Raw genomic sequence first — 26913 nt, forward strand, 5'->3', positions numbered from 1 at the left:
GTTGTCCATGTTCGTTCAGCCGACCGCGCCTTCAAGCGACACTTCCAGCAATTTCTTGGCCTCGACGGCGAATTCCATCGGCAACTCGCGAAACACCTGCTTGCAGAAGCCATCGACGATCAACGACACGGCGTCTTCTTCGCCGATGCCACGCGAGCGGCAATAGAACATCTGGTCGTCGGAAATCTTCGAGGTGGTGGCCTCGTGTTCGACGATCGCCGTGGGGTTCTTTACTTCCATATAAGGAAAGGTGTGCGCGCCGCAACGCTTGCCGATCAGGAGCGAATCGCACTGGGTATAGTTGCGTGCGCCATCGGCACCCTTCTCTATCTTCACCAGCCCGCGGTAGCTGTTCTGGCCGCGGCCGGCGCTGATGCCCTTGGAGACGATCTTGGATTTCGTCTGCTTGCCGATGTGGATCATCTTGGTGCCGGTATCGGCCTGCTGGTGGTGATGGGTAAGCGCCACCGAATAGAACTCGCCCACCGAACGATCCCCGCGCAGGATGCAGCTGGGATACTTCCAGGTGATGGCGGAGCCTGTTTCCACCTGCGTCCAGGAGATTTTCGAATCAGCGCCCCGGCAATCGCCGCGCTTGGTGACGAAGTTGTAGATACCGCCGACGCCGTTTTCGTCGCCCGGGTACCAGTTCTGCACGGTGGAGTACTTGATCTGGGCACGCTCGAGCGCCACCAGCTCCACCACCGCGGCGTGCAACTGGTTTTCGTCGCGCATGGGTGCGGTGCAGCCTTCCAGGTACGACACGTAGGCGTCATCCTCGCAGATGATCAGCGTGCGCTCGAACTGCCCGGTGTTGATCGCGTTGATGCGGAAATAGGTGGAGAGCTCCATCGGGCAGCGCACGCCCTTCGGGATGAAGACGAAGCTGCCGTCGGAGAACACGGCGGAGTTCAGCGCCGCGAAATAATTATCGCCCGTGGGAACCACCGAGCCCAGGTATTGGCGCACCAGATCGCCGTGCTCGCGGATGGCTTCGGACATCGAGCAGAAGATCACGCCGGCCTCGGCCAGCTCCTTGCGGAAGGTGGTGCCCACCGATACCGAGTCAAACACCGCGTCCACCGCCACGCCTGCCAGGCGCGCGCGCTCATGCAGCGGTACGCCGAGCTTCTCGTAGGTTTCCAGCAGCTTCGGATCCACTTCGTCGAGCGACTTCAGGCCCGCCTTGGGCGCGGAGTAGTAGCTCAACGCCTGGTAGTCGATGGGATCGATCTTGAGCTTGGCCCAGTCGGGCGTGGGCATGGTGAGCCAATGGCGGTAAGCGGCCAGGCGCCAGTCGGTCATCCACTCAGGTTCGTTCTTCAGCGCCGAAAGCTGGCGCACGATGTCCTCGGACAAACCCGGCGGCAGGCTGACCGATTCAATGTCGGTGACGAAGCCGGCCTCGTAGCGCCGGTTCAGCGCCGCCTCGACCTCGGCGTTGTCACGGACGGGCGAGAGGGTTTCAGGAGTCATGGGACGAAAGTCCTAGGTCATGCATGTTCATGGGTGGACGGCTTCACGGATGGCCGGCGGCACCTGGGCCACCATGGTGGCGAGGCTGACGCCGCGCATGGCCATCTCGACCATGCCGCTGACCTGCTTCCAGCTGCCGCTGACGCCGCAGGTGGCCTCGCGCTCGCACTGGCCGCCGGCGACGCTGCATTCGGTCATGCCGATCGGGCCTTCCATCGCCTGGACGATGTCGGCCAGGGTGATCTCGGTGGCGGGCCGGCCCAGCCGGTAACCGCCGTTGACTCCGCGGAACGACGCCACCAGCCCGGCATGGGCCAGCAGCTTCATCAGCTTGCTCACCGTGGGCGCCTCCAGGCGCGCGCCATCGGCGATCTGCGCCGTGGTGAACACGTCGTCCGGGTGGGCGGCGATGAAGGTCATCACCACCGTGGCGTAATCGGTGAGCCGGCTGACGCGGAGCATGTGGTCGGGGAACCAGGGAAGCGTAATCAGGACCGAAATGGTACTGATTCCTGCCCCGTGCGACAAGTGCCGCGGCGCACCACGACGGTGCAAAGGGCTTTCGCGCACGCTCTTCGACCGGGCTCCATATCAGCCGCGCTGGAACGCAAGCCACGGTTTCATAGCGCATTTGTGCACTCGCAGCATATGGCACGGTCCCTGCTCTGCCTGGTTTCGACACCATGCGAGGGCAACGCCATGAAATGGATCACCGCGGTCATCAAACCGTTCACCCTCGACGACGTCCGCGAGGCCCTGGCCGAGGTCGGGGTCCAGGGCATGACCGTCACCGAGGTCAAGGGCTTCGGCCGCCAGCACGGCCACACCGAGCTCTACCGCGGCGCCGAATACGTCGTGGACTTCCTGCCCAAGCTCAAGGTGGAGCTGGCGGTAACCGAGGAACAGCTCGAGCGCGCCATCGAGGCGATTTCCAAAGCCGCGCGCACGGGGAAGATCGGCGACGGCAAGATCTTCGTGCTGGAACTCGAACAGGCCGTCCGTATCCGCACCCAGGAGATCGACGCCGATGCGCTTTCCTAAAGCCGCTTTCCTCGCCCCCTTCGTGCTGGCCCCGGCCAGCGCCTTCGCGCAGGCCGCCGTGGTCAAAGCCGACAGCGGCGACACCGCCTGGATGCTCACCGCCACCATGCTGGTGCTGCTGATGACCATCCCGGGGCTGGCGTTGTTCTACGGCGGCATGGTGCGCGCGAAGAACCTGTTGTCGGTGCTGATGCAATGTTTCGCCATCACCGCCGTGGTCACCGTGGCGTGGTTCGTCTACGGCTACAGCCTGGCGTTCGACACCACCGGCATGCAGGCGGGTGTCACCAACATCCACTCGTTCATCGGCGGCTTCGGCCACGCGATGCTTTCGGGCGTAACGCCTGCCTCGCTCTACCAGACGGTGCCTGAGAGCGTGTTCGTGATGTTCCAGATGACCTTCGCCATCATCACCCCGGCGCTGATCGTCGGCGCCATCGCCGAGCGGATGAAGTTCTCATCCTTGCTGGTTTTCACCCTGCTTTGGCTCACCGTGGTGTACCTGCCGATCGCGCACATGGTGTGGTCGGGCCCGGGCTCGTGGCTGGGCGACCTTGGCGTGCTGGACTTCGCCGGCGGCACCGTGGTGCACATCAACGCCGGCATCGCGGGCCTGGTCGCGTGCCTGGTGCTGGGCAAGCGACGCGGCTACCCAACGACGCCGATGCCGCCGCACAACCTGGGCTACACGCTGATGGGCGCCAGCATGCTGTGGCTGGGCTGGTTCGGCTTCAATGCGGGCTCCGCGGTCGCTGCCAACGGCAGCGCCGGCATGGCCATGCTGGTGACGCAGATCGCCACGGCAGGCGCGGCGATCGGCTGGATGGCGGTGGAGTGGGCGATCCACAAGCGGCCCAGCGTGCTCGGCATCGCTTCGGGCGCGGTGGCGGGGCTTGTAGCCATCACGCCAGCGGCAGGTACCGCGGGCCCCGGGGGCGCACTCATCCTTGGCCTGTTGGCGGGCGTAGTCTGTTTCTTTGCCGCCACCCGCCTGAAGCACGTACTCAAGTACGACGATTCGCTCGATGTGTTCGGCGTGCACGCAGTGGCCGGCATCATCGGCGCGATCCTTACCGGTTTGTTCGCTGCGCCGGCGATGGGCGGCTTCGGCACGGTGACCGATATCGGCCACCAGCTGTGGATCCAGTGCAAGGGCGTGGGCTTTACCGTGGCCTACACCGCGGTGTGCAGTTACGTATTGCTGAAGCTGGTGGATATCACCATGGGACTGCGGGTGGATGCCGAGGCCGAGCAGGTGGGCCTGGACCTGGCCCTGCACGAAGAGCGCGCGTACAACCTGTAGCGGTCGGTGATCGCCATCGTCATGCCAGGTGCATGACGATGGCGATCACCGCGATAGTTATGCAGGAAGCAACAACGCTACGGCCTGACAGCGGTAACTTCGATCTCGACGAGGAAACCGGGGTTGGCCAGGGACGCCACCTGCATCGCCGAACGCGAAGGCAGCAGGGGTTGGTCAGGCGTACCGAAGAATTGCGTATAGCCTTCCATGAAGCCTGGGAAATCCATCTTGCCGCCCTTGGCCGGATCGCCGGCCAGGAACACCTGCATCTTCACGATGTCGCCCATCTTCAGGTGCATGCCGGCCAGCTGCGCCTGGATCGACTTCAGCACCGATACCGTTTGCGCCTTGGTATCGCCGTAGGCGGCGACGCTGTCCTTGGCGGCCTTGGCATCGATAGCGGTGGGTACCACGCCGCTCAGGAACACCAGGGTGGAACCGGCGGGCACTTCCACCGCCGCGCTGATCGGGAACTTGCTGTTGGGAATGGGATGGCGGGTAACGTCCACGGCGGCGGCCTGTGTACAAAGGACAAGGGCGATGATTCCGGGAATGAGCTTGCGCATCATGGCGTGGGTTCCTTGGGAGTAGGACGCATCGCCTTGACCTGCGCGGCCGTGACGTCGTCGTGGTAGTCGTTGCCGAAATGGGTGCGGATGTAGTTGACCACGCCGGCCACCTGGTCGTCTGTCAGTCCCTGGCCGATCGCCGGCATGGCGCCGCGGCCGTTGAGCAGCATCACGATGGGATAGGCGCTGCTGGCAAGCTTGCCGTCGTGGGCCAGCGCCGGATACGCACCGGCGCCCTGCGCGCCCTGCCCCTGCGGCATGTGGCAGCCCTGGCAGATGTGGGTGAAGATCGCTTCGCCAGTGACGGCCTCCGGATGCCGCATGTCGATGAAGGCCGGATCCTGGGTCGCCCCCGTCGACGGAGTCAGGCCCTGCACCTGGGCATGGGCAACGCCGGCTACCCCCGCAAGGAAAATGAAGATCATCTTCTTCATGCGTGGCTCCCGTCGCGCACGCGCGCATGCAGGCGCTCGATGGCATCCAGTGAGGAAAGCACCGCACCTTCCTGCCAGGCCGGAAGATACGAAGCGTGCTCGCCCGCCAGCGCGATGCGTCCGTCCACCTGGCACAGGTTGTCGTAGTGCTCCTGGCGAGCCTCGTCCGACCAAAGGCCGAAGCAGCCCAGGGTGAATGGCGCACGTTGCCAGCCCACGGCCATGCCGTTTTCAAACTCCCGGCTATAGGCCGGGTGCAGCTGCTGGCCGTATTGGACCGCTTTGCGCACACGCTCGGCGGCCGATAAGGCCGTCCATTCGAATGCCTGCGTGCCGAAGGTATAGGAACCCAGCAGCACGCCCTTCGAGCCGCCGAAGCCGTGGCTGGGGTACGAAACGATGCCCAGCGGCGAATCGGTGTAGCTGATGCCACCGTAGATGTACTCGTCTTCCTCCCAGAACCGGCGCTTGAACTGCAGGCCGACCTTGGAGCTGGCGAGGTAGGGGACCGCGGAAATTGCAGCCGCCATCGGCGCGCCGACCTGGATCGGGATCTGGCTGAGGATGGAGAGCGGGATGGTGCAAAGGCACCAGTCGGCCTTGGCCACCTGCGGGGCGCCGGGCTTCAAGGTGTCTTGGTAGGTGACCGTGACCCCGTGGTCATCCTGCTCGATGTTGGTGACCTTCGCGTTGTAACGGATCGCCTGCCCCACTTCCCGCACGAAGGCCTTGCCGATCATGTCCATGCCGCCTACCGGCTGCATCAGCGAGGTCTGGTATTCGTAGGCACCGTCGACGATCAGGTTCTGCCACACGTTGGAAGCGAGCAGGTCGTGCAATTGCATAGGCTGGGAATATTCAGGCTTGGCATTCAGGCCGCCACCGGCCTCCTTGGCATAACCGCGGCGATCGCCCGATTGCGGGCCCATCGTGTAACGGAAGTCCTTGTCGAGGCCACCCCAATAACGCAGCGATTCAAGCAGGATTTCCTTGTCTTCCTTGCTTACTTCCTTGTCCAGGTTGCCCTGGCTGGTGGCCTTGGCCAACAGTTCCGCCACGTGGCCGTGGTAGTCGGACTTCACCGAACGGAAGCGCTGCGGCTTGCCGTCGAAGTAGCCGGTAGCCTGCACCAGGGCGTTGTAGTTGACCTGGACGAAGGGCTCCAGCTGCACGCCAAGTTCGCGGCAGTACCCCAGGAGCGCTGTGTGGTGGTAGGGAATGCGCCATGGACCGGGATTGAAATACTGCCCCTGGTCGAACTGGCAATGCTGCGTCTCGCCGCCGAGTTCGGTGTAGCTATCGCCGCCACGCAAGGTCCAGTTGCGGCCTCCGGCGCGGGCGTTGTACTCGAGTACCTGCACCTTGTAACCGGCCTTGCGCAGCTCATAGGCGGCCACCAGGCCGGCCAGGCCCGCACCCAGTATCAGCACCGAGCTGCCGTGCACGCTGCCCTCGAGCTTCGTGGCTGCGCGTTTGGGCGGTGTCTTGATTGCCCCCATGCCCGCCATGGCCTGGTACATCACCGCGCTCCCGGCGGTTATCCCGATCATGCGCAGCAGGTCGCGCCGGGTCATGGCCATTTCAGGTGTCGCCATATTCATTTCCTCGCCCCGGGATGGCCCAGTCTGCATCGATATCACACACGTTGCAGCGCAACAAGATCCAATAGCCAGTTGTATTGGCGACCACCGCCGGTCAGACGCTAAGCTTACGGGCATCACCCTTTCGGTCATGCCATGGACCCCCACGACGATCGCGCCGCCGCCCGGCTTGCCTGGGCCCGTGCGGCCACGAAGGAACCTGCCCTTACGCTTGCGCCCGCGTCCGCCGATGCAAGCTTCCGCAGCTACTGGCGTGGGCACACATCCGAAGGATCGGTGATCGTGATGGACTCGCCGCCCGACCGCGAAGACCCGCGTCCGTGGCTTGAGATCGGCCAACGGCTGGCCGGCGCCGGTTTGCACGTACCGGCCGTGATCGCCGCCGACGCCAACGCCGGCCTGCTGCTGATCGAGGACCTTGGCAACCGCACCTACCTTCCGGAATTGAACGCCGATACCGTCGACGCACTGTATGGCGATGCATTGGATGCGCTTTTGCGTATGCAACGGTACGTCGATCCCGCCGGGCTGCCTGCGTTCGACCGCGCCTGGCAGACGATGGAAATGGAACTGATGCCCACCTGGTTCCTGACCCGCCACCTCGGGGTGGCGTTGGGCTGCGATGGCTGGGACGAACTGGAGCTCGCCTTCACCGTGGTGCTGGCGAACATCGCCGCCCAGCCGCGGGGTTTCATGCACCGCGACTTCCACAGCAGAAACTTGCTGGTCTGCCCCGGCCGCAACCCGGGCATCATCGATTTCCAGGGTGCGATGACGGGCCCGGTCACCTACGACCTGGCCTCGCTGCTGCGCGATTGCTACATCGCCTGGGACGATGAACGCGTGGCTGGTTGGGTGGAAAGCCATCGCCTGCGCCTGCTGCACGCGCACGTGATCGGCGACGACGTAGACACCGACACCTTCATGCGCTGGTTCGATTTCGCGGGACTGCAGCGACACATCAAGGTGCTGGGCATCTTCTGCCGGCTGATGTACCGCGACGGCAAGGCTTCGTATCTGGCCGATCTTCCACTGGTACTCAACTACGTGATGAAGGTAGCGCGCCGCCACCACGAACTGGAAGGCTTCGCCGCGTTCCTGGCCACGCATACCGAAGGGGTGGACCTCACCCATCCGCGTCCATGAGGCACGCACTGATCCTGGCTGCCGGACGTGGTGAACGCATGCGTCCGCTGACCGACCACACGCCCAAGCCACTGCTCATGGCAGGGGGCAAGCCGTTGATCGTGTGGCACCTGGAAAAACTCGCCGCCGCCGGCATCCGCTACGTGGTGATCAACACCTCGCACCTGGCCGACCGGTTCGAGCCGCTCCTGGGCAGCGGTGATCGCTGGGGCGTACGCATCCGTTATTCCTATGAAGGCCCCGAGCCGCTGGAAACCGGCGGCGGCATGCTGCGCGCGCTGCCGCTGCTTGGGCCTGAACCCTTCGTGGCGCTAAGCGCCGACATCAACACCGACCATGACTATGCCCAGCTGCCCGCCGAACCGAAGGGACTGGTGCACCTGGTGATGGTGCCCAATCCCGACTGGCATGCAGGCGGCGACTTCTTCCTCGATGGCGACCGCCTGCACGAGGCAGGCCCGGGCGAGCGGCTGACCTTCGGCAACATCGGCATCTACCGGCCTGCGCTGGTCGAAGGCCAGTCGCCCGGCACTTTCAAGCTCGGACCGCTCTATCGCCAGGCCATGGCCGCGGGTCAGGCCAGCGGTGAGCGTTTCGACGGGCGCTGGGCCAATGTGGGCACGCCGGCGCAACTGGCCGCGCTGGATGAATTCCTGCGATGAAAAGTATCCACATCCCCTGCACATGCACTCGCCCATCGTAATGCCCAAGCGGCGGAGGGAAGCCGGTGGCGGGATCCGAATAGATGGCTAATTCCTTGCAGGGATGTCGAGTCCTCATCGTCGAGGACGAGCCCATGGTTGGCATGATGATCGAGGACATGCTCCGCGATCGCGGCTATGACATCGTCGGCGTGGCACCCAACCTGCCGGTGGCCCTGGAGCTTGCAAGTTCGCTGGAACTGGATGTGGCCATGCTGGATGTGAACCTGGCCGGCGAGCGCTCCTTCGCGGTGGCCGACGTGCTGCGCCAACGGCGCATCCCCTTCATCTTCGCCACCGGTTACGGCTCGCCCGGAGTGGATCCGTCGTTCGCCGGGGTGAAGGTTCTGCACAAGCCGTTCGCCGGTGCGGATCTGGACGCTGCCTTGCACGATGCCTTGCGAGCCGCTTAGCCGGCCGAAATGATTGCCCGTTCCAGCTCGCGCATGTCGTAGGGCTTGCTGACGATCACCGACTTGTCGTACGGCGCGGGAATTTCATCGTGCGGCAGGCCGGTGGCCAGCACGAAACGAATGCCGCGCTCGTGCAACACGTCGACGATGGGGAAGGCATCGCGCCCATGCAGGTCCACGTCGACCACGGCGAAGTCCATGTCGGCGTCGCGTGCCAGCCTGACACCCTCGTCCAGGCTCTGCGCCGTGCCCGCAATGGCGTGCCCCAGGTGCAGGAGGGTTTCCTCCAGCGCCACGGCCAGGATGCTGTTGTCTTCAATGACGAGGACGCGCTTGCGCGAGGGTTCCACGTGCCTTGTGTCCTGCGAAAGGGTGCTGGATTCGAATGTAACTGAACGCGGGCGAGCCAGCACCTGATTTTTTCCTTCGGACAGGAAATACCCCCGGGGCCTGGCGTACCCGTTGCTAGGGCATGCCCGCGCCGGGACCCGACGAAGGCGGGTGCGGCAGCTTCGGAGCGGGGGGTGTGGTCAATGCCATGGCGTTGCCCGGTTGCGTAGCCGCCACCGCAGCCGCAGCCATCGGGAGGGCAGCGGGCTCGGCCGGACCCAGAGCCTGGGCCATCTCGGGCTCTGCAGCGGCCTGGGCGGCAGCCTCGGTCATGACCACGATGCTGATGCGGCGGTTCTTCGGGCTGGTTGGATCGGCCTTGTCGAAGGGCACGGCCTCGGCCAGGCCCACCACGCGCGTCACCTTCTCCACTGGCATGCCGCCGTCCAGCAGGGCGCGGCGCGCGGCATTGGCGCGATCGGCCGAGAGCTCCCAGTTGCCGTAATGAGCCGTGCCATCGGTGCCTGAGTACGGCGTGGCGTCGGTATGGCCGGAGATGCTGATGCGGTTGGGCACCTGGTCGACGAAGCCCGCCAGTTCGTGGAGGATCTGCACGGTATAGGGCTTGAGCGTGGCGCTGCCGGTATCGAACATGGCCCGGTTCTGCTTGTCGATGATCTGGATGCGCAGGCCTTCGGAGGTGATGTCCAGCAGTAGCTGGTCCTTGAACGGCGCCAGCGCCTGGCTGCGTTCGAGCGCTGCATTCAAATCCTTGCGCAGGGCATCCAGGCGGGCCTTGTCGAGCTCCTTGGCAAACTTGGTTTCATCGCCGGGCGCCTGCTTGCCCGGGGGCGCCTGGCGGTAGTCCTTGCCCTGGCCATGGTTGATGTCCATGGCTCCGCCAAGCTTGATCATGCTGTTGCTGGCGCCGCCCGGGCCCATGCTGCCCGGCGTCGCGGACATGGAACTGCCGGGCGTCATCGACGGATTCTTGAAGTAGTCGCTGATCGCCGCCTTCTGCTCGCGCGTGCCCACGCCCATGATCCACATGACCAGGAAGAAGGCCATCATCGCGGTGACGAAGTCGGCATAGGCGACCTTCCAGGCACCGCCGTGGTGGCCGTGCCGTGCCTTCTTCCGTCGCCTGACGATGATGATCTCAGGCTCGGACATCAGCGTGCGCCCTTGAGGTGGCCTTCAAGATTGACGAACGTCGGTCGGGTCAGCGAGGACAGCGTCTTGCGTCCGAACTCCACCGCGACCATCGGGTTGTAGCCGCGCAGGCTAGACAGCAAAGCCACCTTCACGCACTCGAAGGCCTTGCCGTCTTCCTGTGCGCGAGCCTCCATGGCCGCGGCGAGCGGCCCAACGAAACCATAGCTGAGCAGGATGCCAAGGAATGTCCCCACCAGCGCGCCGGCGATGTGCTCACCGATGCGGGAGGTATCGCCGCCCAGCTGCGACATGGTGGTGACGATACCCAGCACCGCGGCGACGATACCGAAGCCCGGCAGGGCGTCGGCCACCTTGGCCACCGCCAGGCCCGGCGCCTCGGCCTGGGCATGGTGGGTTTCCAGCTCCACGTCCAGCAGGGCTTCGAGCTCGTGCGGATTCATGTTTCCGCCAACGATCAGGCGCAGGCAGTCGGTGGTGAAATCGATCAGGTGATGCTCGCGGATCAGCCGGGGATACGCCGAAAAAATCGGACTGCTGGCGGGATCTTCGATGTGTGCCTCGAGCGCCAACAGGCCTTCCTTGCGCATGGCGCTGAAAAGGTCGTACAGCATGGACAACAGGTCGATGTAGTCTTGCTTGCCGTAGGCAGGACCCTTGAACAGGCCCGTCAGGCCACGCAGGGAACCCTTCACCACCGACGGTGGATTGGCCACGATGAAGGCGCCGATGGCGCCGCCAAAAATGATCAGGAACTCGTAGGGTTGCCACAGCGCCATCAGATTGCCGTGCGAGAGCAGATACCCGCCCAGCACGCTGATCATGACGACGATGGTTCCGATGATGACAAACATGAGCCCTGCCCTTGGGTCGCTACCCACGGCTTATCGGCTCCAGGCATGAAAAGTTGAGGCTGCGCTTGTGCGCTGCGGCACGCCCGGGGTCAGTCCTCGGCGGCGATGCGCTCGAGCGACGAATTCAGCCACTGGGCGTGGTTGAAGCCGCGGGCCATGGCCCGCTCAATGGCCACTTCGCGATCGTCGAAAGTTTCCAGCAGGGAAATCATCACGAAGTACTTTTTGCCTGCCGCAGGCAGGCGCTCGACGATATAGGCGCTTTTGAAGCACCCCGCCGATACTTCGTTGCAGCGGATTTGCACTGCGTAATTTCCAACGATGCGCCGTCTCATGATCTGCCTTCAAAGCGGCCCGTTGGGCTCAGTTATAACGCCGCTTCCCGCAGCCATGCAATGCCAGCCTTCCGCCATAGGCAAAGCGGCCGGTATGCGCGTTATCGGCACGAGGTGCCGATCGCTTGAACACCCGCACCGCCCTGGTACTTACGCTCAAGGCCGGCGGGCGAGCTCCGGATTGTCCTTGGTGACGGGCATGAGGTCTTTCTTGGAAACCCCAAGCCACAGCAGGATGGGGCTGGCAATGAAGATCGACGACAGCGTACCCACCACGATGCCGATCAGCATGGTGATGGCAAAGCCGTGGACGACCGGGCCGCCGATGAAGTACAGCGCCGCCATGGTGATGCCGGTGAACAGGGAGGTGATGATGGTTCTGGACAGCGTGCTGTTGATCGAACGGTTGAGCACTTCTTCCGGGGTAGCATTGCGGCTGGCCCGGAACAGCTCGCGGACGCGGTCGAACACCACCACCTTGTCGTTGATCGAATAACCCACCACCGCCAGCACCGAGGCGAGCACGGTGAGGTCGAACTCGCGCCGGGTGAGCGCGAAGATGCCCAGGGTAAGCAGCACGTCGTGTACTTCGGTGGCGAGCGCAGCGATGGCGAAGCGCCGTTCGAAGCGGATCCACAGGTAGCCCATGATGCCGATGATGACGAAGATCATCGCGATGTAACCGTCGTTGCGCAGTTCCTCGCCCACCTGGGCACCGACGAAGGAGCGATCCTTCACCGTGGCATCGGGGCGCGAGGCTTTCAGCGCCGCCAGGATCTCATCGCGCACCTTGTCCGCGCGCTTGTCGGCCGGGAGGTTCGCACCGGCTTCGTCCACCACGCGGATGGGCAGCTTGATCTGCAGGCCGTTGGCACCGCCCACCGGCACCACCACCGCATCGTCGAAGTGCGCGTTCACCAATGCCTGGCGAACATCGGATACTTCCACGGGGCTGCTATAGGCCACCTGCACGGAAAGTCCGCCGGTGAAGTCCAGGCCGTAGTTGAAGCCGCGCACGGCGACCAGGATGACGGACGCGATGACCAGCACTACTCCCAGGCCTACCGTGAACTTGCGCAGGCCCAGGAAGTTGAAGTTCGAATTGTGGTTGAAGATTTCCATGTGTGTCTCCCCTTAGACCGACAGCGTCTTGAGCTTGCGGCCGCCGTGGATCAGGGCAGTGATCGCGTGGGTCACCGTGACGGAGGTGAACATTGACGTGAGGATGCCGATGAACAGCGTGACGCCGAAGCCGCGGATGGGACCGGAGCCCATGGTCATCAGGCCAAGCGCCGCCAGCAGATGGGTGACGTTGGCGTCCAGGATGGTGGCCCAGGCTTTCTCGTAGCCGGCGCGAATCGAGGCCAGCGGCGTGGAGCCGTTGCGCAGTTCCTCGCGGATGCGTTCGCAGATCAGCACGTTGGCGTCGATCGCCATGCCCAGGGTAAGCACGATACCGGCGATGCCCGGCATGGTCAGGGTGACCCCGATCAGCGACATCACGGCCATAAGCAGGATCAGGTTGAAGAACAAGGCCACGTCGGCGACCAGACCGAACAACTTGTAATAGAAGGCCGCCGCCAGCAGCACCAGGCCCAGGCCGATCAGCACCGCCTGCACGCCCTTCTGGATGTTGTCGGCGCCAAGGCTCGCACCGATCACGCCTTCTTCGACGATATCGGTGGGGGCCGCCAGCGCGCCACCCTTGAGCAGCAGCGCAAGGTCGCTGGCCTCGGTGGGACTGGCAAGGCCGGTGGTCTGGAAATTCTTGCCCAGGGTGGAATTGATCGTGGCGTAGTTGATCACACGCTCGGAGGTACGCGCGGTGCGCACTTCCTTGCCATCGACCACCTTGGTATCGGTGACGCGCTCGGCGTAGACCACCGCCATCGGCTTACCCACGTGGGCGGAGCTGAAGTCGGTCATCTTGCGGGCGCCGGCGGAGTTAAGCACCACGTCGACCTTGGGCGTGCCGGTCTGCTGGTCGAAACCGGAGGCGGCGTCGCTAAGTTCATCGCCGGTGACGATGATCTTCTTCGACACCAGGTACGGCTCGCCGTGATTGCCCAGCACCAGGTTGGCATCGGGCGGGATGTTGCCGGTGCGCTGGGCGTCCTGCGCACGCGGGTCGGAAGGATTTGCCAGGCCCTCGCGGTACTGCAGGGTTGCCACTGCGCCGAGCAGTTTCTTCGCTTCCGCGGTGTCCTGGACGCCTGCCAGTTCCACCACGATGCGGTTATCGCCCTGCTGCTGGATCAACGGCTCGCTCACGCCCAGCGCGTTGACGCGGTTGCGCAAGGTGGTGAGGTTCTGGCGGATGGTCGACTGCGCCAGCTCGCGCAGTTTGTCGGGCTTCACCGTGGCGTTGAGCACGAAGCGGTCGCCGGTGTTGTTGCCGTTGACGAGGATCAGATCGGGGTGGTCCAGCGCGATGGCGCTGCTGGCCGCGTCGCGGTCGGCATCGCTCTTCAGGATGATGCCGATGCCGGCGCCACGGCCATTGCGGGCGACCGACTCGTAACGGATGTTCTTGTCACGCAGCAGGCTGCGGACATCGTCCGCGTAGGTGGTTTCGAGCTTGTCCTGCACGCTGTTCTGGTCCACTTCCATCAGGAAGTGCACACCGCCTTGCAGGTCCAGGCCCAGCGGCATGGCGCCGGCATGGATCGCGCCCAGCCACGAAGGCACGTTGGAGGCAAGGTTCAGCGCCACGATGTAGCCATCGCCCAGCACCGGACGCACGGCATCGGCTGCCTTGTCGCGGCTTTCGGCATCGGGGAATTTCATCAGCATGCGCTGGGCGACCAGGTCGACCTGGACGTCGGTCACGGCGAGCTTGTTCTGGTCCAGGATGCCCTGCACCTTCGACTTCAGCGCATCGTCGACCACCTGACCGCGGTTGGGCGCGATCTGCAACGCGGGCGAAGGCTTGAACACGTTCGGCAGCGCATAGATCACGCCGAAGATCAGGACCAACACCACCAACGCGTACTTCCAGCGTGGAAAATCACTCATGCCTTGCAATTCCCTGTAGGCCGGGGCCCAGGCCCCGGCTGGATCTGGACGGGTGGATCAGAGGCCTTTCAGCGTGCCCTTGGGCAGCACCTGGGACACGGCGCCCTTCTGCAGCTTGACCTTCACATTGGGGGCCACTTCGACCGACAGGTACTGCTCGCCGACTTCGTCGATACGGCCGGCAATGCCGCCGTTGGTGACCACTTCATCGCCCTTGGCCAGGTTCGACAGCAGGTTGCGATGCTCCTTCTGGCGCTTCTGCTGCGGACGGATCATGAAGAAATACATGAAGCCGAACATCAGCACGATCAGCACCAGCGGGGACAGACCCAGCGCGCTGCCCGCGCCAGCGGCGGGAGCGGCGGCCTGGGCCACGACGGAAGTCAGGAAATTCATCATCAGTACTCGCAAGTTGCGGCGGCAACAGGAAAAACTGCCACCGACAGGTAAAAGGCCGGTGATTATGCCATGCGGGTGAGTCAAACGTGATGTTTGGACGCCGCAACAGCCGGCCAGTTCCGCTAGATGGCGGCCGACCCTGCCCGGCGGGCATAGAACCCGGCCACGAAATCGTCCAGGGAGCCTGCTTCGATGGCCCCGCGCAGGCCCGTCATCAGGCGCTGGTAGTGCCGCAGGTTATGCATGGTGGCCAGCATGCTGCCCAGGATCTCGTTGCAGCGGTCCAGATGCCGCAGATACGCCCGGCTGAAGCCGTTGGCGCAGGCGTGGCAGTCGCAACCTTCCTCGATCACGCCGGTATCTGTTGCGTACTTCGCGTTACGGATACGCAACGTGCCGGTATCGGTAAACAGGAAGCCGTTCCGGGCGTTCCGCGTGGGCATCACGCAATCGAACATGTCGATGCCCCGGCGCACCGCCTCGACGATGTCCTCGGGGCGGCCCACGCCCATCAGGTAGCGCGGCCGGTCGGTCGGCAGCATCGGCAAGGTGAGGTCCAGGGTGTGGTTGCGCTCGGCTTCCGGCTCGCCCACGGCCAGGCCGCCCACGGCATAACCGTCGAAACCGATCTCCACCAGGCGCCGGGCCGAACGGTGGCGCAATCCTTCGAAGGTGCTGCCCTGGACGATGCCGAACAGTGCGTTGGGGTTTTTAGCCTCGTCGAAGGCCCGGCGCGACCGCTCCGCCCAGCGCAGGCTCAGTTCCATCGAGGCTGCGGCCACCGGCTCGGTGGCCGGGTATGGGGTGCACTCGTCGAAGATCATCGCGATGTCAGAGTCGAGCACGGTCTGGATCCGCATCGATTCTTCGGGCGACAGGAACACCTTCGAACCGTCCACCGGCGAGGCAAAAGTCACGCCTTCCTCGGTGATCTTTCGCTTGTGGGCCAGCGAAAACACCTGGAAGCCGCCCGAATCGGTGAGGATCGGGCCATCCCAGCCGATGAACCGATGCAGGCCGCCGAAACGCTCGACGATATCGAGCCCCGGCCGCAGGAACAGGTGGAAGGTATTGCCCAAGATGATCTGAGCGCCGGTCTCGCGGACGTCGCGCGGGGTCATCGCCTTGACCGAGCCGTACGTGCCCACGGGCATGAACGCCGGGGTTTCAACGGTGCCGCGGGGGAAGGACAGCCGGCCGCGCCGGGCGGTGCCATCGGTCGCCAGCAGATCGAAAGTGAGTTTGGACATCCGCCCAGTTTATCAGGCGCAGGCCCGGCCCAAGGATCTAAGCGCCCTTGCCGGGCCAGACCAGCATGGCGTCGCCATAGGAGAAGAAGCGGTAACGCTCCTGCACGGCATACCGGTACGCATCGAGGATGAACTCGCGGCTGGTCAGGGCGGACACCAGCATCAGCAGGGTCGACTGCGGCAGGTGGAAATTGGTGATGAGCCCGTCGATGCTGGTGATGCGGTAGCCCGGGAAGATGAAGATCTGCGTCTCGCCGGCAAAGGGATGCAGGCGACCTTCAACCGTGGCGCTTTCCAGCGCCCGGACCACGGTGGTGCCCACCGCGACCACGCGGCCCCCGGCGGCGCGGGTGCGGCGGATCTTCTCCACCAGTTCGGCACCGACATTGAGCCATTCGCGGTGCATCACGTGGTCGGTAATGTCTTCCGCGCGCATCGGCTGGAAGGTGCCGGCGCCCACGTGCAAGGTGACATAGCCGAAGTCCACGCCACGTTCGGCCAGACGGCCCAGCAGGCCTTCATCAAAATGCAGGCCCGCGGTGGGCGCCGCAACGGCGCCGGGCTCGCGGGCGAAAACCGTCTGGTAGCGGGTGGTGTCTTCCTGCCCGGGCCTGCGCTCGATATACGGCGGCAGGGGCATTTCCCCCAGGCGCAGCAGGATCTTCTCCAGCGGTTCGTGGCTCTCAAAGCGTAGGCGAAAGAACTCGCCCTCGCGACCGAGCACGGTCACCGCGCTGCCGTCGGCCAGGACGATGCGGCCGCCTTCCTTCGGCTTCTTGCTTACCCCCAGTTGCGCCCGAGCCTCGTGCGTGCCGGTAACGCGCTCGATCAGGATCTCCACCGCGCCTCCGGATTCCTTATGGCCGAAGAGGCGGGCCGGCAACACGCGGGTGTCGTTGAAGACCAGCAGGTCGCCCGGCTGGAGCATGCCGGGCAGTTCCCGGAACTGGCGGTTCTGCCGCGTACCCGCGCCGCGGTCGAGCACCAGCAACCGGCTGGCCGAGCGTTCGGCCAGGGGCGATTGCGCGATCAGCGCGTTGGGCAGGTCGAAATCGAAATCGGATTTCTTCAAAGGAGGACTAAACCGCGGGGACTGGACGCGATTATCGCCTGTCCATGCGATACCTGCGCGTGATCAGAGCCAGCCTTTTTGCCGCGCCAGGCGATAGGCCTCGATCCGGTTGGCCACGCCCAGCTTGCCGATCGCCTCGGACAGGTAGTTGCGTACCGTGCCATGGGACAGGTTCAGTTGCTGGGCGATATCGCTGGCCGCCTGCCCTTCCCCGGCCAGGCGCAATACCTGCCTTTCGCGGTCGTTGAGCGGATCGGCATCGGACCACGCCTCCAGCGCAAGCTCAGGGTCGATCGCCCGGCCGCCGCGGTGCACCGTACGCAGGGCCTCTGCGAGTTTCTCGGCAGGGGAGTCCTTCAGCAGGTAGCCGCCGACACCGGCATCGAGCGCCCGGCGCAGGAAGCCCGGCCGGGCGAAGGTCGTGACGATCACCACCTTCATCGGCAATTCGTGGCGACGCACGCGCTGGGCCAGTTCCAGGCCGGTGAGGCCGGGCATTTCGATGTCGGTCACCAGCACATCCGGCTTCAGGCGCTGCAACTCGCGCCAGGCCGCTTCGCCATCGGCCACGGAGCCGAGCACTTCGATGTCTGACTCAAGGTTCAAGAGCGCGGTCAACGCGCCACGCACCATGGCCTGGTCTTCGGCCAGCAGCACGCGGATCACGCAGCCACCGCCAGCGGTACGCTCACCACGATCGCCGTGCCGCGGCGCGGCGGCGAGTCGATCTGCATCAGACCGCCCAGGCCCTGCACGCGTTCGCGCATGCCGGCCAGGCCATTGCCGTGCGCACCCAGGCCACCTCGACCATCGTCGTGGATCTGCATGCAAAATCTCCCGGGTTCATGACTGACCACCACGCGCGCATTACGTGCCTTGGCGTGGCGGTGGATGTTGGTGACCGCCTCGCGCAACACCAGGGCCAGCGTGGCTTCGATGTCGGGCGGCAGGCCAAGCGAAACAGGAAGCGACGCTTCGAAGGCCACGTCCGATGCCTCGAGCATCAGCCGCGCGGAAATGATCTCTGCGGCAAGGTCGCCGCGGCGCATGCCGGTGACCGCGGCGCGCACCTCGGCCAGGGCATGGCGGGACACGCGCTCGACTTCCTCCATCTCACGCTGCGCCCGCGGCGGATCGGCAATCGCCAGCCGACGCGCCAGCTCGGACTTCAATGTCACCAGCGACAAGGTATGGCCCAGGAGGTCGTGCAGGTCGCGGCCAATGCGTTCGCGCTCAGCCAGGGTGGCCAGCCGCCGCACTTCCACCTGCGACAGGCGCAGCTCCACGTCCTTGCGCACGTTGCGCAGGTAAAGCACGTTGCCGAAGCCGCCAACCACGCCACCGGCCAGCACGATCTCAAGCGCAGGCTTCACGCCACCGAACATCGGCCATGCCGCCGCCAGCAGCGTAAGCAGCAAGGTGCCGCCCAGCCACACGCGCGGACGCTCAAGATAGGAAAGCGTAAGACTCGCGGTAAGCAGATAGCCCTCGGCGATACCGTTGAACGGCGCCAGCGCCATGCTGATCACCGCCATGCCCACGGCGATCCAGGGCAGGTATCGACGCGGCCCGATGAAGACCATGACGTAGATCGGCAGGTACACGGCGATCGACGCCAATGTCGGTGCGAACCAATGCCACGCGAAGCCGTTGGCGGCCAGGGGCACCTGCAGCAGTGCGATCAGCCAGAACACCGATACGCCTGCCTGCCAACGCAGGTACAACGGCGAATTGAGCTGTGCGAGGACCGAATCAGGCCGTGGCGAGAACACGCTCGCATACCATGCGTTGAACCGACCCGGGCATGGCGTGGACTGCATCGCCGTGGCCGTCATGAAGCTTGCCGCGTCGCCGCCGGCGTGGACGGCACCACGCTTAACGCCGGCACCGTACGCGCGACAGGCATCGGCACGCGCAGCGATACGCGCGTACCGTGGCCGCGCCGCGACTCGATTTCAAGCACGCCGCCCAATGCCTTGGCGCGTTCGCGCATCCCGCAAAGCCCATTGCCATGATCGCCCACGCCCCCGCGTCCGTTGTCGGAGATGCAGAACTTCAATACGCCGTCCTCGACGTGAAGGCTGGCGTCCGCACGCGAGGCGCCAGCATGGCGATGGACGTTGGTGACCGCCTCGCGCAGGATCAACGCCAGCGCCGCCTCCACGTTCGGCGGCAAGTCGCCGACCTCGCTGGTGTAACTGAAAAACACTCCTGAAGCGTTGAGCAGCAACTTGCACGAAGCAAATTCGGCGGCGATACCCGTGGTACGAATGCCTGTGACCGCCGAGCGCACCTCGGCCAGGGCATGCCGCGCCACGCGCTCGGCCTCTTCCACTTCCACCCTTGCCGCTGCGGGATCACGGTCGAACAGGCGCCGCGAGAGTTCGAGTTTCAAGGTGATAAGCGACAGCGTATGGCCCAGCAGATCGTGCAGGTCGCGGCCGATGCGCTCGCGCTCGGCGGTGGCCGCCAGGCGGCGTACTTCTTCGTGCGACAGCTTCAGCTCCGCTTCGCGCTGCCAGTTCAGGCGATAGAACGAATTGCCCAGGCCCACGGTGATAGCGATGAAACACATGGTGACGGTGACCGCCACGGGCCAGTGCTTGAGCTGTGTGGCAATGGAAAAACACGCGACGGTTACCAGGACATAGGCCATCGCCCGTCGCGCCGTCGGTGCAAAACCCAGGTACGCACAGCAGAAAATCATGTACGTGCTGGCACCGGAATTGTTGAACCACAACAGCAAGAAAGCCAGCGCCGCCATGCCCAGGGCATAGCGCACGATCTCGCGGGCGGGACGGCAATAACAAAGCCAGTAGCAGGCCAGGAAAAATGGCAGCGTGCAGAACGTGGAATACCACCAGGAAGCCGGGAGCGTCTCGTTGGAGAAGATGAGGTCGCCGAACAGCCAACCTATCCACACCAGGTTCATCAGCATCAACGCCTTGACCTTTCCCGCACCCATATGGCGTCCGGCAATCGAATCAGGCGCTGGCTTGAGCCAATCGACGTTCATGACATGCGCTCCCATTCCCCAGCTTCGTGCATGTTACTTCACCCGTTCCTGCGCAAGCGCCGCGCCGCCAGGGCGAGGAAAATTCCCGTATAGGCGGCCAGCACCAGCACATGGACGGCATGGGCGCCCTGGCCAAGTCCCACCGCCGACAGGGCGAGCTGGTCCAGGTGATAGGCCGGCCAGATCGGGGCGATCGCCTGGATCGGCCCGGGCAGAAGGTTCAGCGGGAACCACAGTCCCGACAGAAAAGCCATCGGCAGGTAGATAAGGTTTACCAGGCCCGGAGCGCCCTGGCCCTTGATCAAGGTGCCAATGAACAGCCCCAACGCACAGAACGGCAGCACTCCCAGTACCTCGATACCGAAGAGGCTGGCGCCCTGCTCGAAAGTAAGGCCCGCGTGGGCCAGGAAGCCAGCCATCGCCAGCAGGATCAACGCCACCACGGCCGCCACCAGCAAGGCCATCACCATCTTGCCGATCAGGTACGCGCCCGGCGGCATGGGCATGGCGCGCTTGAGGGTAAGCAGGCCCGTGTCGCGTTCGAGCGCCAGCGATACGCCGAAGCCGAACAGGCCCGGCGCCATCACGCCGAACGTAGCGTAGCTGGCCAACAGGAAGCGCGAGGCATCCGCTCCGTTGGCGCGACCGAGGAAAATGCCGAACATCAGGTAGAAGACCGACGGGAACAGCAACGTCGGCAGCAGGAATCCGGGCGCACGCAGGTAACGCAGGCATTCAGCGCGCGCTTCCATCAGGTAGGCACGAACCAAACGGCTGCGCGGCATGACGGCATCGGCCGGCGCGAGGGCCGGCATCGGGATCGCATTCATCACGCAGCCTCCTTGATCGATGCGTCCGGCGTATCGCCGGGTTCGCGGGTGAGTTCAGTAAACGCGTCGGCAAGGCCGCCGCGCTGGACTTCCAGTTCCGAAAGCGTCGCGTCGTCGGCGAGCATGCGGCGGACCACGACCTCGGCGTTGGTGGTCACTACCACCAGGCGTCCGTTCTCCTCGCGCACTTCCTGTACGTGCTCCCAGTTGGCGAGGGTGGCCCAGTCGAGCGTGGTGATGCAGCGGATGCGCTTGCGGTCGACGGTGGCGCGAAGCTCATCGACCGAGCCCTCGCTGATGGCGCGCCCGCGCGCCATCACGCAAACGCGGTCGGCCAGGGCCTCGGCTTCTTCCAGGTAATGCGTGGTAAGCACCACCGAGACGCCATTGGCCACCTGCTGTCGCACGGCGGCCCACAGCGCCTGCCGCGCCTGCAGGTCCATGCCGACGGTGGGTTCGTCCAGGAACAGCAGTTCAGGGCGGCCGACGGTGGCCATGGCAAATTGCACGCGCCGTTGCTGGCCGCCGGAGAGGGCGCCGTAGCGGCGGCCGAGCAAGTCCTGCACACCGGCGAAACCCGCGGCCTCGGCCACCGAATACGGATGAGGGTAATAGCTGGCGGTGAGTGCGATGAGTTCACCCACCTTCAGCGTCTGCTGCAGAACGGCCGATTGCAGCATCACGCCCACTTTCCGGCGCGCTTCGATCCGCTGCGGATCGCGACCGAACAGTTCCACCGTGCCGCCGTCGGCGCGAAACAGGCCAAGCAGCAGGCCGATGGCGGTGGTCTTGCCCGCGCCATTGGGGCCGAGCAGGGCCAGCAATTGACCGCGACGCAACTCCAGGTCGAAACCCTGCAGGGCCACCTGTTTCCCATACGCCTTCTTTGCCCCGGCAAGCCGGGCGACGACCTGGTCTGGATGGGTCATGTCAGCACCTCCCTAAGTTGCGATCAGCTTAGGAACGGCAAGGCAGCCGTATCAGTCCGGCTCGTCACCGCGTACGAGTGACAGCCGTCATCCGCTGCTGCGGTGCGGCATCGAAAAACGCCCGCCGGGGGTACCGGCGGCGCGGGGGCCATGGTATCCTTGGGTCAGAAAACCTATATGGTTTAGCTACTTAGAGCCGGCCTTAACGCACCGTGGTAGGCGCTCGACCTTATCAGGAGACCCCCATGACCGTCATCGAGCAGCTCCGCGAGCTTCGCGACTTCGGCGGCCAGCCGCGTACCCGTGGCCTGGACGACGCCACCATCGAGCGTTTCGCTGCCCGCGATCCGGCCCTGGTTTCCGCCGTGGAACAGGCGGTGGCCTACCACCGTGCACTGCGCCCGGAGATGTCGGACATCCTGGCCATGGACGAGGACGCTCAGATCCAGGTGCTGCAGCACGATTTCATCAATTTCTATCCCGACGACGGGGTCAACCCGTTCGTGCCTGCCGCCGCCCAGGGCCCCTGGCTGGTCACGCTCAAGGGCGCCGTGATGCACGATAACGGCGGCTACGGCATGCTCGGTTTCGGCCACAATCCCGCCCCGATCGCCGCCGCCATGGCGCGTCCGCAGGTCATGGCCAACGTGATGACGCCGAACGTGGCGCAGTTGCGCCTGACCCGCGCACTGCGCCAGGAACTGGGGCATACGCGCGGCGCCTGTCCGTTCTCGCATTTCATGATGCTCAACTCCGGCTCCGAGGCGGTCACGCTTGCCGCGCGCATCGCCGACGTCAACGCCCGGCTGATGACCGATACCGGCGGCAGGCATGCCGGCCGCGTCATCAAGCGCCTGGCCGTGAAGGGCGCCTTCCATGGCCGTACCGACGGCCCGGCGCTGTATTCGGACTCCTCGCGCAAAACATACAAGCAGTACCTGGCGAGCTTCCGTGACGAAGACACCCTGATCACGGTGGAGCCCTACGACGTGGCCCAGCTGAAGGCCGCATTTGCCGAGGCCGACCGCCAGGGCTGGTTCATCCAGGCGATGTTCCTGGAACCGGTGATGGGCGAAGGCGATCCGGGCCGCGCCGTCACGCCCGAGTTCTACCAGGCTGCTCGCGAACTCACCCTCGCCCACGGCTCGTTGCTGCTGGTGGATTCCATCCAGGCCGGCCTGCGCGCCCATGGTGTGTTGTCGATCGTCGATTACCCGGGCTTCGAGAAACTCGCAGCTCCCGACTTCGAAACCTATTCCAAGGCGCTCAACGCCGGCCAGTACCCGATGTCGGTGCTGGCGGTGACCGACCGTGCCGCGGCGCTTTACCGCAAGGGCATCTACGGCAACACGATGACGGCCAACCCGCGTGCCATCGACGTCGCCCTGGCTACGCTTGGCGAACTGAATCCGGCGCTCCGCCAGAACATCCGCGACAAGGGTCGCGAGTTCCTGGACAAGCTCGAGGCACTGAAGAACGAACTCGGTGGCCTGATCACCCGCGTACAAGGCACTGGCCTGTTGTTTTCGTGCGAGCTGGCGCCTGCATTCAAGTGCTTCGGCGCCGGTTCCACCGAGGAATTCATGCGTGAGCGTGGCATCGGCGTGATCCACGGTGGCGCCAACTCGTTGCGCTTCACCCCGCACTTCGCTGTCACCAGCGAGGAAATCGACCTCATCGTCGACGAAGTACGCGTCGCCCTGCGCCAGGGCCCCCGCCGCCAGGAACAGGCCGCAGCCTGACCCTTCGCACCCTTCCTGCCGGCCTTCAAAAACCGGCGGGAATCGGCGCCATAGTGCGCACGCCAGGCGTATAGTCCCCTCGCCGGCCGCCGGCCGGAATTCTCAACGGGAGGAATAGCATGTCCAAGTACCTGCGCCTGGTTTCCGCCGTTTCCGCCTTCACCATCGCCGCCGCCTTCGCCCTGCCCGCCATGGCCAAGGACCCGACCCCGCAGCAACAACGCATGTCCACCTGCAACACGCAGGCGACGGGAAAGAAGGGCGACGAACGCAAGGCTTTCATGTCCAGCTGCCTGAAGGGCAGCGCCGCCGCGTCCCCTGCGAAAATCACCCAGCAACAGAAGATGGTCAACTGCAACCATGACGCCACCGCCAAGTCGCTCAAGGGCGACGCCCGCAAGAGCTTCATGTCCACCTGCCTGAAAGGCTGACGTCCAATTCCACTAGGGGTCAGAGTCATAGTGGGGCTGTGCTATGACTCTGACCCCTAGTGTCTTTGACCCCTGCTGACCTGCGAGACTGGGCGCCTGCCTTTGCCAGGACTACCCATGCCGATCGTCGAAGTTCGCCACCCCCTGATCGCCCACAAGCTCGGCCTGATGCGCCGTGCCGGCATCAGCACCAAGGAATTCCGTGAACTGGCCAGCGAGGTTGCATCGCTGTTGACCTACGAGGCCACGGCCGACCTTGAAACGGAAACGAAGACGATCGAGGGCTGGGCGGGGCCGGTGGAAGTCACCCGCATCAAGGGCAAGAAGGTCACCATCGTGCCCATCCTGCGCGCTGGCCTTGGCATGCTTCCCGGCGTGCTGGAACTGATCCCCTCGGCGAAGGTGAGCGTGGTCGGGTTGCAGCGCGACGAGGAAACGCTCAAGCCCATCGCCTATTACGAAAAGCTCACCGGACGCATGGACGAGCGCATCGCGCTGATCGTCGACCCGATGCTCGCGACCGCCGGCACCCTGGTGGCTACCGTTCAGATGCTCAAGGCGGCCGGCTGCAAGCGCATCAAGGGGTTATTCCTGGTGGCGGCGCCCGAGGGCCTGGCCCATGTCCAGGCTACCCACCCGGACGTGGAGATATTCACCGCCTCGATCGACGAGAGGCTCAACCCGGTGGGATACATCCTTCCGGGCCTGGGTGATGCCGGCGACAAGATCTTCGGTACCAAGGTCTGATCAGCCCAGGGCAACCCATCGCAAGTCCTATGCCATCAGGCGAGTGCCGCTTCCGGGGGTTGGCTGTAGGCTAGTGATGGCCCCGCAGCAGGGCGGCAGGGGATTTATGCGCGACCCATCAAGCTCATGGCTGGGCAATCTGTGGCGGCGGACCACGCTGGTACAGCGCCTTACTTGCCTGGCGGCTGCCCCGGCAACCGTCATCGCACTGCTATTGGTCACCCTGCTCACCCGGCACCAACTCGAATCGTTCAACGAGCTGGGCCAGCGCAGCGCCCAGGCCATCGCCACGCAGACCGCCGCCATGGCGGCCGAACCACTGCGCGCCGGCCAGCGCCGCGACATCGTCCGCATCGCAGCCTCCGTGGAATCGTTGCCCAACGTGGTGCACGTGCAGATTCGCGCCGCCGATGGCGAGATCCTCGCCGATACCGCGAACGATCACCGTGATGCTGGCGCCGTGACCGTGCAACGGGACATCGGCGACGCCAACGAGCCACCCCTGGGCTCGGTACTGGTGGAAGTATCCGTCGCCGATGCCGTGGCCGCGCAACGCGCCGCCCTGCGCAACGCCATCATCTGGCTGGCCATCAGCCTGCCGGCAGCCGGCATCATCGGCTGGCAGGCCGCGCGCTGGATAAGCTGGCCCCTGCGCCGCCTGGTGAACGGCGTGCAGTGGCTGGCCAGCGGCAACCGCAGCGTGACAGTGAAGGTTACCGACGATACTGAAATCGGCGAGCTGCAACGGGGCTTCAATGCCGCCGCCGCGGCCCTGCTCGATGTCCAGCGCCGCATGGAAAGCGACATCGAGCGCGCCACCACCGAACTTGCCCACAAGAACATGGCACTGGAAGCGGCAAGTGTCGCCCGCTCTCGGTTCCTTGCCGCCGCTTCCCACGACCTTCGCCAGCCGCTCTACGCCCTGACGCTGTTTTCCTCGGGCCTGGCGGTGGACGAGCTGGATCCGGCACGCCTGGATCGCATCGCCCATATCCAGGAATGCGTGCAGGCGCTGGACAGCCTCTTCAGCGAATTGCTCGACCTTTCGCGCCTTGAGACTGGCGCGATGACGGTGGACCGCCGTTCGTTCTCACTGGACGATGTCTTCGACGAAGTCAGCCGCAACTTCCGCATGCTGGCCGAGCAGCACGACCTTCGCCTGGTGGTACGTCCCACCACCGCATGGGTGATGAGCGACCGCACCATGGTGGCGCGCATGCTCAACAACCTGGTGAGCAACGCGCTGCGCTACACACCAGCCGGTGGCGTGCTGGTAGGTGCCCGGCGGTGCGGGGATCGCGTCCGCGTGGATGTATGGGATACCGGCACCGGCATCGGCGAGGAACACCGGCATCGCGTGTTCGACGAGTTCTACCGTATCGAAGGCCAGCCGGGCCATGAAGGCGAGGACGGCCCCCAACGCGGCCTGGGCCTGGGCCTGGCCACGGTGCGTCGCCTGGGCGACCTGATCGGCTCGCCGATCGGGCTGAAGTCGCGGGTGGGCAAGGGCAGCCTGTTCAGCTTCGAACTGCCCGTCACCGCCAACCCCGGCGTGCTCGCCGCCCCCACGCCACCTGCACCATCCCGGGACGTCGCCGGGCTGCGCATCATGGTGATCGACGATGAAGCGGCCATCCTCTCGGGCATCAAATTCCTCCTTACCAGCTGGGGCTGCGAGGTGTTCATCGCCGAGGACCGCGCACAGGCCCTGGCCATCGCCTCGGAGTCGCCGCGTCCACCGGATCTTGTCATCTCGGACCTGCGCCTTGCCGGCGACCGCAGCGGGCTGGACGTGCTGGCAGCGCTCGACCGCCACTACGGCCGCGGCCTGGATCGCCGGCCACCCTTCGCCCGTTTGCTCATCACCGGCGAGACACGGGCTGAGCGCCTGCGCGAGATCGGCATGGCCGATATCGACGTCCTCTACAAGCCCGTCTCGCCCGAAGACCTCCGCGAAGCCATTTCGACACTGACCGGGCATGCTGCCCGCGAATCCATGCGGGTGACATGATCATGACACTCTTCTTTTCGGTCCTTGCTCCGGACACGGCGATGGTTGCCGCGACGCGCGGCGAGGACTATGTTGCCAACAGGCCGCCTAAGTGC

28 protein-coding genes are annotated in these 26913 nt (G+C 64.9%); 9 read left to right on the top strand and 19 right to left on the bottom strand.

Features of this window, described 5'->3' with window-relative positions; translation table 11 throughout:
- Positions 1-15: 15 nt before the first annotated feature.
- On the bottom strand, positions 16-1476 hold the full coding sequence (gene sufB, locus NDK18_RS13135) for a Fe-S cluster assembly protein SufB (protein WP_250623973.1): 1461 nt from the start codon (positions 1474-1476) through the stop codon (positions 16-18).
- Between the two features lie 27 nt (positions 1477-1503).
- Positions 1504-1938: an SUF system Fe-S cluster assembly regulator gene (locus NDK18_RS13140; protein WP_250623974.1), complete on the bottom strand. Its 435-nt coding sequence runs from the start codon at positions 1936-1938 to the stop codon at positions 1504-1506.
- Between the two features lie 237 nt (positions 1939-2175).
- Between NDK18_RS13140 and NDK18_RS13145 the strand changes: the two genes are divergently transcribed.
- Positions 2176-2517, top strand: a complete 342-nt coding sequence (locus NDK18_RS13145; RefSeq protein ID WP_250623975.1) for a P-II family nitrogen regulator — start codon at positions 2176-2178, stop codon at positions 2515-2517.
- Positions 2504-3820 carry an ammonium transporter gene (locus NDK18_RS13150; protein ID WP_250623976.1) on the top strand — a complete coding sequence of 439 codons (1317 nt, stop codon included), beginning with the start codon at positions 2504-2506 and terminating at the stop codon, positions 3818-3820. Before NDK18_RS13145 ends, NDK18_RS13150 begins: the two co-directional genes overlap by 14 nt.
- A 77-nt stretch (positions 3821-3897) precedes the next feature.
- Here NDK18_RS13150 and NDK18_RS13155 read toward each other — a convergent pair whose 3' ends face one another.
- From NDK18_RS13155 to NDK18_RS13165, 3 genes are read right to left on the bottom strand one after another with little or no spacing between them, the layout of a single operon-like run.
- Positions 3898-4389 (bottom strand): RidA family protein, encoded by a 492-nt coding sequence (locus NDK18_RS13155; RefSeq protein WP_250623977.1) that lies wholly within the window; start codon positions 4387-4389, stop codon positions 3898-3900.
- On the bottom strand, positions 4386-4823 hold the full coding sequence (locus tag NDK18_RS13160; protein WP_250623978.1) for a c-type cytochrome: 438 nt from the start codon (positions 4821-4823) through the stop codon (positions 4386-4388). The genes NDK18_RS13155 and NDK18_RS13160 overlap by 4 nt, the downstream gene beginning before the upstream one ends.
- Positions 4820-6397, bottom strand: coding sequence for a flavin monoamine oxidase family protein (locus tag NDK18_RS13165; protein ID WP_250624441.1), 1578 nt, complete (start codon positions 6395-6397; stop codon positions 4820-4822). The genes NDK18_RS13160 and NDK18_RS13165 overlap by 4 nt, the downstream gene beginning before the upstream one ends.
- Positions 6398-6559: 162 nt before the next feature.
- On the opposite strand from NDK18_RS13165, the gene NDK18_RS13170 reads away from it, so the two are divergent.
- The 3 genes from NDK18_RS13170 (at position 6560) to NDK18_RS13180 (ending at position 8684) form a co-directional block, all read left to right on the top strand.
- Positions 6560-7570 carry an aminoglycoside phosphotransferase family protein gene (locus NDK18_RS13170; protein WP_250623979.1) on the top strand — a complete coding sequence of 337 codons (1011 nt, stop codon included), beginning with the start codon at positions 6560-6562 and terminating at the stop codon, positions 7568-7570.
- Positions 7567-8232 carry an N-acetylmuramate alpha-1-phosphate uridylyltransferase MurU gene (murU, locus tag NDK18_RS13175; RefSeq protein ID WP_250628005.1) on the top strand — a complete coding sequence of 222 codons (666 nt, stop codon included), beginning with the start codon at positions 7567-7569 and terminating at the stop codon, positions 8230-8232. Before NDK18_RS13170 ends, murU begins: the two co-directional genes overlap by 4 nt.
- An 83-nt stretch (positions 8233-8315) precedes the next feature.
- Positions 8316-8684, top strand: a complete 369-nt coding sequence (locus tag NDK18_RS13180; RefSeq protein ID WP_250633270.1) for a response regulator — start codon at positions 8316-8318, stop codon at positions 8682-8684.
- Here the strand turns inward: NDK18_RS13180 and NDK18_RS13185 are convergent.
- From NDK18_RS13185 to NDK18_RS13250, 14 genes are all read right to left on the bottom strand, one after another.
- Positions 8681-9034 (bottom strand): response regulator, encoded by a 354-nt coding sequence (locus NDK18_RS13185; RefSeq protein WP_250623982.1) that lies wholly within the window; start codon positions 9032-9034, stop codon positions 8681-8683. The genes NDK18_RS13180 and NDK18_RS13185 overlap by 4 nt on opposite strands.
- 115 nt (positions 9035-9149) lie before the next feature.
- The gene (gene motB / locus NDK18_RS13190) at positions 9150-10187 is read right to left on the bottom strand and encodes a flagellar motor protein MotB (protein ID WP_250623983.1); all 1038 of its coding nucleotides are present in this window, start codon (positions 10185-10187) and stop codon (positions 9150-9152) included.
- The gene (gene motA, locus NDK18_RS13195; protein WP_250623984.1) at positions 10187-11041 is read right to left on the bottom strand and encodes a flagellar motor stator protein MotA; all 855 of its coding nucleotides are present in this window, start codon (positions 11039-11041) and stop codon (positions 10187-10189) included. Before motA ends, motB begins: the two co-directional genes overlap by 1 nt.
- Positions 11042-11130: 89 nt before the next feature.
- On the bottom strand, positions 11131-11346 hold the full coding sequence (locus NDK18_RS13200; protein WP_250628006.1) for a hypothetical protein: 216 nt from the start codon (positions 11344-11346) through the stop codon (positions 11131-11133).
- 186 nt (positions 11347-11532) lie between these two features.
- The gene (gene secF, locus NDK18_RS13205; protein WP_250623986.1) at positions 11533-12498 is read right to left on the bottom strand and encodes a protein translocase subunit SecF; all 966 of its coding nucleotides are present in this window, start codon (positions 12496-12498) and stop codon (positions 11533-11535) included.
- Positions 12499-12510: 12 nt separating this feature from the next.
- Positions 12511-14391: a protein translocase subunit SecD gene (gene secD / locus NDK18_RS13210; protein ID WP_250623987.1), complete on the bottom strand. Its 1881-nt coding sequence runs from the start codon at positions 14389-14391 to the stop codon at positions 12511-12513.
- A 57-nt stretch (positions 14392-14448) separates the two neighbouring features.
- On the bottom strand, positions 14449-14787 hold the full coding sequence (gene yajC / locus NDK18_RS13215) for a preprotein translocase subunit YajC (protein WP_250624442.1): 339 nt from the start codon (positions 14785-14787) through the stop codon (positions 14449-14451).
- Between the two features lie 125 nt (positions 14788-14912).
- Positions 14913-16040 (bottom strand): tRNA guanosine(34) transglycosylase Tgt, encoded by a 1128-nt coding sequence (gene tgt, locus NDK18_RS13220; RefSeq protein ID WP_250628007.1) that lies wholly within the window; start codon positions 16038-16040, stop codon positions 14913-14915.
- A gap of 37 nt (positions 16041-16077) precedes the next feature.
- Complete coding sequence (gene queA, locus NDK18_RS13225; RefSeq protein ID WP_250623989.1) at positions 16078-17112, bottom strand: tRNA preQ1(34) S-adenosylmethionine ribosyltransferase-isomerase QueA; 1035 nt, start codon at positions 17110-17112, stop codon at positions 16078-16080.
- Between the two features lie 63 nt (positions 17113-17175).
- The gene (locus NDK18_RS13230; RefSeq protein ID WP_250623990.1) at positions 17176-17778 is read right to left on the bottom strand and encodes a response regulator transcription factor; all 603 of its coding nucleotides are present in this window, start codon (positions 17776-17778) and stop codon (positions 17176-17178) included.
- Positions 17775-18947 carry a sensor histidine kinase gene (locus tag NDK18_RS13235; RefSeq protein ID WP_250623991.1) on the bottom strand — a complete coding sequence of 391 codons (1173 nt, stop codon included), beginning with the start codon at positions 18945-18947 and terminating at the stop codon, positions 17775-17777. The genes NDK18_RS13230 and NDK18_RS13235 overlap by 4 nt, the downstream gene beginning before the upstream one ends.
- On the bottom strand, positions 18944-20128 hold the full coding sequence (locus NDK18_RS13240; RefSeq protein WP_250623992.1) for a sensor histidine kinase: 1185 nt from the start codon (positions 20126-20128) through the stop codon (positions 18944-18946). Before NDK18_RS13240 ends, NDK18_RS13235 begins: the two co-directional genes overlap by 4 nt.
- A 38-nt stretch (positions 20129-20166) precedes the next feature.
- Positions 20167-20958, bottom strand: a complete 792-nt coding sequence (locus tag NDK18_RS13245; protein ID WP_250628008.1) for an ABC transporter permease — start codon at positions 20956-20958, stop codon at positions 20167-20169.
- Complete coding sequence (locus tag NDK18_RS13250) at positions 20958-21887, bottom strand: ABC transporter ATP-binding protein (protein WP_250628009.1); 930 nt, start codon at positions 21885-21887, stop codon at positions 20958-20960. The genes NDK18_RS13245 and NDK18_RS13250 overlap by 1 nt, the downstream gene beginning before the upstream one ends.
- Before the next feature lie 245 nt (positions 21888-22132).
- Here NDK18_RS13250 and NDK18_RS13255 point away from each other — a divergent pair, with 245 nt between their 5' ends.
- From NDK18_RS13255 to NDK18_RS13270, 4 genes are all read left to right on the top strand, one after another.
- Positions 22133-23629 (top strand): aminotransferase class III-fold pyridoxal phosphate-dependent enzyme, encoded by a 1497-nt coding sequence (locus NDK18_RS13255; RefSeq protein WP_250623995.1) that lies wholly within the window; start codon positions 22133-22135, stop codon positions 23627-23629.
- A 119-nt stretch (positions 23630-23748) separates the two neighbouring features.
- Entirely contained in the window at positions 23749-24060 is a 312-nt protein-coding gene (locus NDK18_RS13260; RefSeq protein ID WP_250623996.1) for a PsiF family protein, read from the top strand.
- 117 nt (positions 24061-24177) lie between these two features.
- Positions 24178-24807, top strand: a complete 630-nt coding sequence (gene upp / locus NDK18_RS13265; RefSeq protein ID WP_250623997.1) for a uracil phosphoribosyltransferase — start codon at positions 24178-24180, stop codon at positions 24805-24807.
- Positions 24808-24913: 106 nt separating this feature from the next.
- The gene (locus NDK18_RS13270) at positions 24914-26818 is read left to right on the top strand and encodes an ATP-binding response regulator (protein ID WP_250623998.1); all 1905 of its coding nucleotides are present in this window, start codon (positions 24914-24916) and stop codon (positions 26816-26818) included.
- The last annotated feature ends 95 nt before the right edge of the window (positions 26819-26913 follow it).

The sequence above is a fragment of the Pinirhizobacter soli genome (assembly GCF_015905305.1).
In the GTDB taxonomy this organism is placed as follows: domain Bacteria; phylum Pseudomonadota; class Gammaproteobacteria; order Xanthomonadales; family Rhodanobacteraceae; genus Pinirhizobacter; species Pinirhizobacter soli.

Bases quoted from the DNA above. Each gene is read 5' to 3' on its own strand.
- sufB (WP_250623973.1), bottom strand. From the start codon at position 1,476: ATGACTCCTGAAACCCTCTCGCCCGTCCGTGACAACGCCGAGGTCGAG.
- NDK18_RS13140 (WP_250623974.1), bottom strand. From the start codon at position 1,938: ATGCTCCGCGTCAGCCGGCTCACCGATTACGCCACGGTGGTGATGACC.
- NDK18_RS13145 (WP_250623975.1), top strand. From the start codon at position 2,176: ATGAAATGGATCACCGCGGTCATCAAACCGTTCACCCTCGACGACGTC.
- NDK18_RS13150 (WP_250623976.1), top strand. From the start codon at position 2,504: ATGCGCTTTCCTAAAGCCGCTTTCCTCGCCCCCTTCGTGCTGGCCCCG.
- NDK18_RS13155 (WP_250623977.1), bottom strand. From the start codon at position 4,389: ATGATGCGCAAGCTCATTCCCGGAATCATCGCCCTTGTCCTTTGTACA.
- NDK18_RS13160 (WP_250623978.1), bottom strand. From the start codon at position 4,823: ATGAAGAAGATGATCTTCATTTTCCTTGCGGGGGTAGCCGGCGTTGCC.
- NDK18_RS13165 (WP_250624441.1), bottom strand. From the start codon at position 6,397: ATGACCCGGCGCGACCTGCTGCGCATGATCGGGATAACCGCCGGGAGC.
- NDK18_RS13170 (WP_250623979.1), top strand. From the start codon at position 6,560: ATGGACCCCCACGACGATCGCGCCGCCGCCCGGCTTGCCTGGGCCCGT.
- murU (WP_250628005.1), top strand. From the start codon at position 7,567: ATGAGGCACGCACTGATCCTGGCTGCCGGACGTGGTGAACGCATGCGT.
- NDK18_RS13180 (WP_250633270.1), top strand. From the start codon at position 8,316: ATGGCTAATTCCTTGCAGGGATGTCGAGTCCTCATCGTCGAGGACGAG.
- motB (WP_250623983.1), bottom strand. From the start codon at position 10,187: ATGTCCGAGCCTGAGATCATCATCGTCAGGCGACGGAAGAAGGCACGG.
- motA (WP_250623984.1), bottom strand. From the start codon at position 11,041: ATGTTTGTCATCATCGGAACCATCGTCGTCATGATCAGCGTGCTGGGC.
- secF (WP_250623986.1), bottom strand. From the start codon at position 12,498: ATGGAAATCTTCAACCACAATTCGAACTTCAACTTCCTGGGCCTGCGC.
- secD (WP_250623987.1), bottom strand. From the start codon at position 14,391: ATGAGTGATTTTCCACGCTGGAAGTACGCGTTGGTGGTGTTGGTCCTG.
- yajC (WP_250624442.1), bottom strand. From the start codon at position 14,787: ATGAATTTCCTGACTTCCGTCGTGGCCCAGGCCGCCGCTCCCGCCGCT.
- tgt (WP_250628007.1), bottom strand. From the start codon at position 16,040: ATGTCCAAACTCACTTTCGATCTGCTGGCGACCGATGGCACCGCCCGG.
- NDK18_RS13235 (WP_250623991.1), bottom strand. From the start codon at position 18,947: ATGACGGCCACGGCGATGCAGTCCACGCCATGCCCGGGTCGGTTCAAC.
- NDK18_RS13240 (WP_250623992.1), bottom strand. From the start codon at position 20,128: ATGAACGTCGATTGGCTCAAGCCAGCGCCTGATTCGATTGCCGGACGC.
- NDK18_RS13245 (WP_250628008.1), bottom strand. From the start codon at position 20,958: ATGAATGCGATCCCGATGCCGGCCCTCGCGCCGGCCGATGCCGTCATG.
- NDK18_RS13250 (WP_250628009.1), bottom strand. From the start codon at position 21,887: ATGACCCATCCAGACCAGGTCGTCGCCCGGCTTGCCGGGGCAAAGAAG.
- NDK18_RS13255 (WP_250623995.1), top strand. From the start codon at position 22,133: ATGACCGTCATCGAGCAGCTCCGCGAGCTTCGCGACTTCGGCGGCCAG.
- NDK18_RS13260 (WP_250623996.1), top strand. From the start codon at position 23,749: ATGTCCAAGTACCTGCGCCTGGTTTCCGCCGTTTCCGCCTTCACCATC.
- upp (WP_250623997.1), top strand. From the start codon at position 24,178: ATGCCGATCGTCGAAGTTCGCCACCCCCTGATCGCCCACAAGCTCGGC.
- NDK18_RS13270 (WP_250623998.1), top strand. From the start codon at position 24,914: ATGCGCGACCCATCAAGCTCATGGCTGGGCAATCTGTGGCGGCGGACC.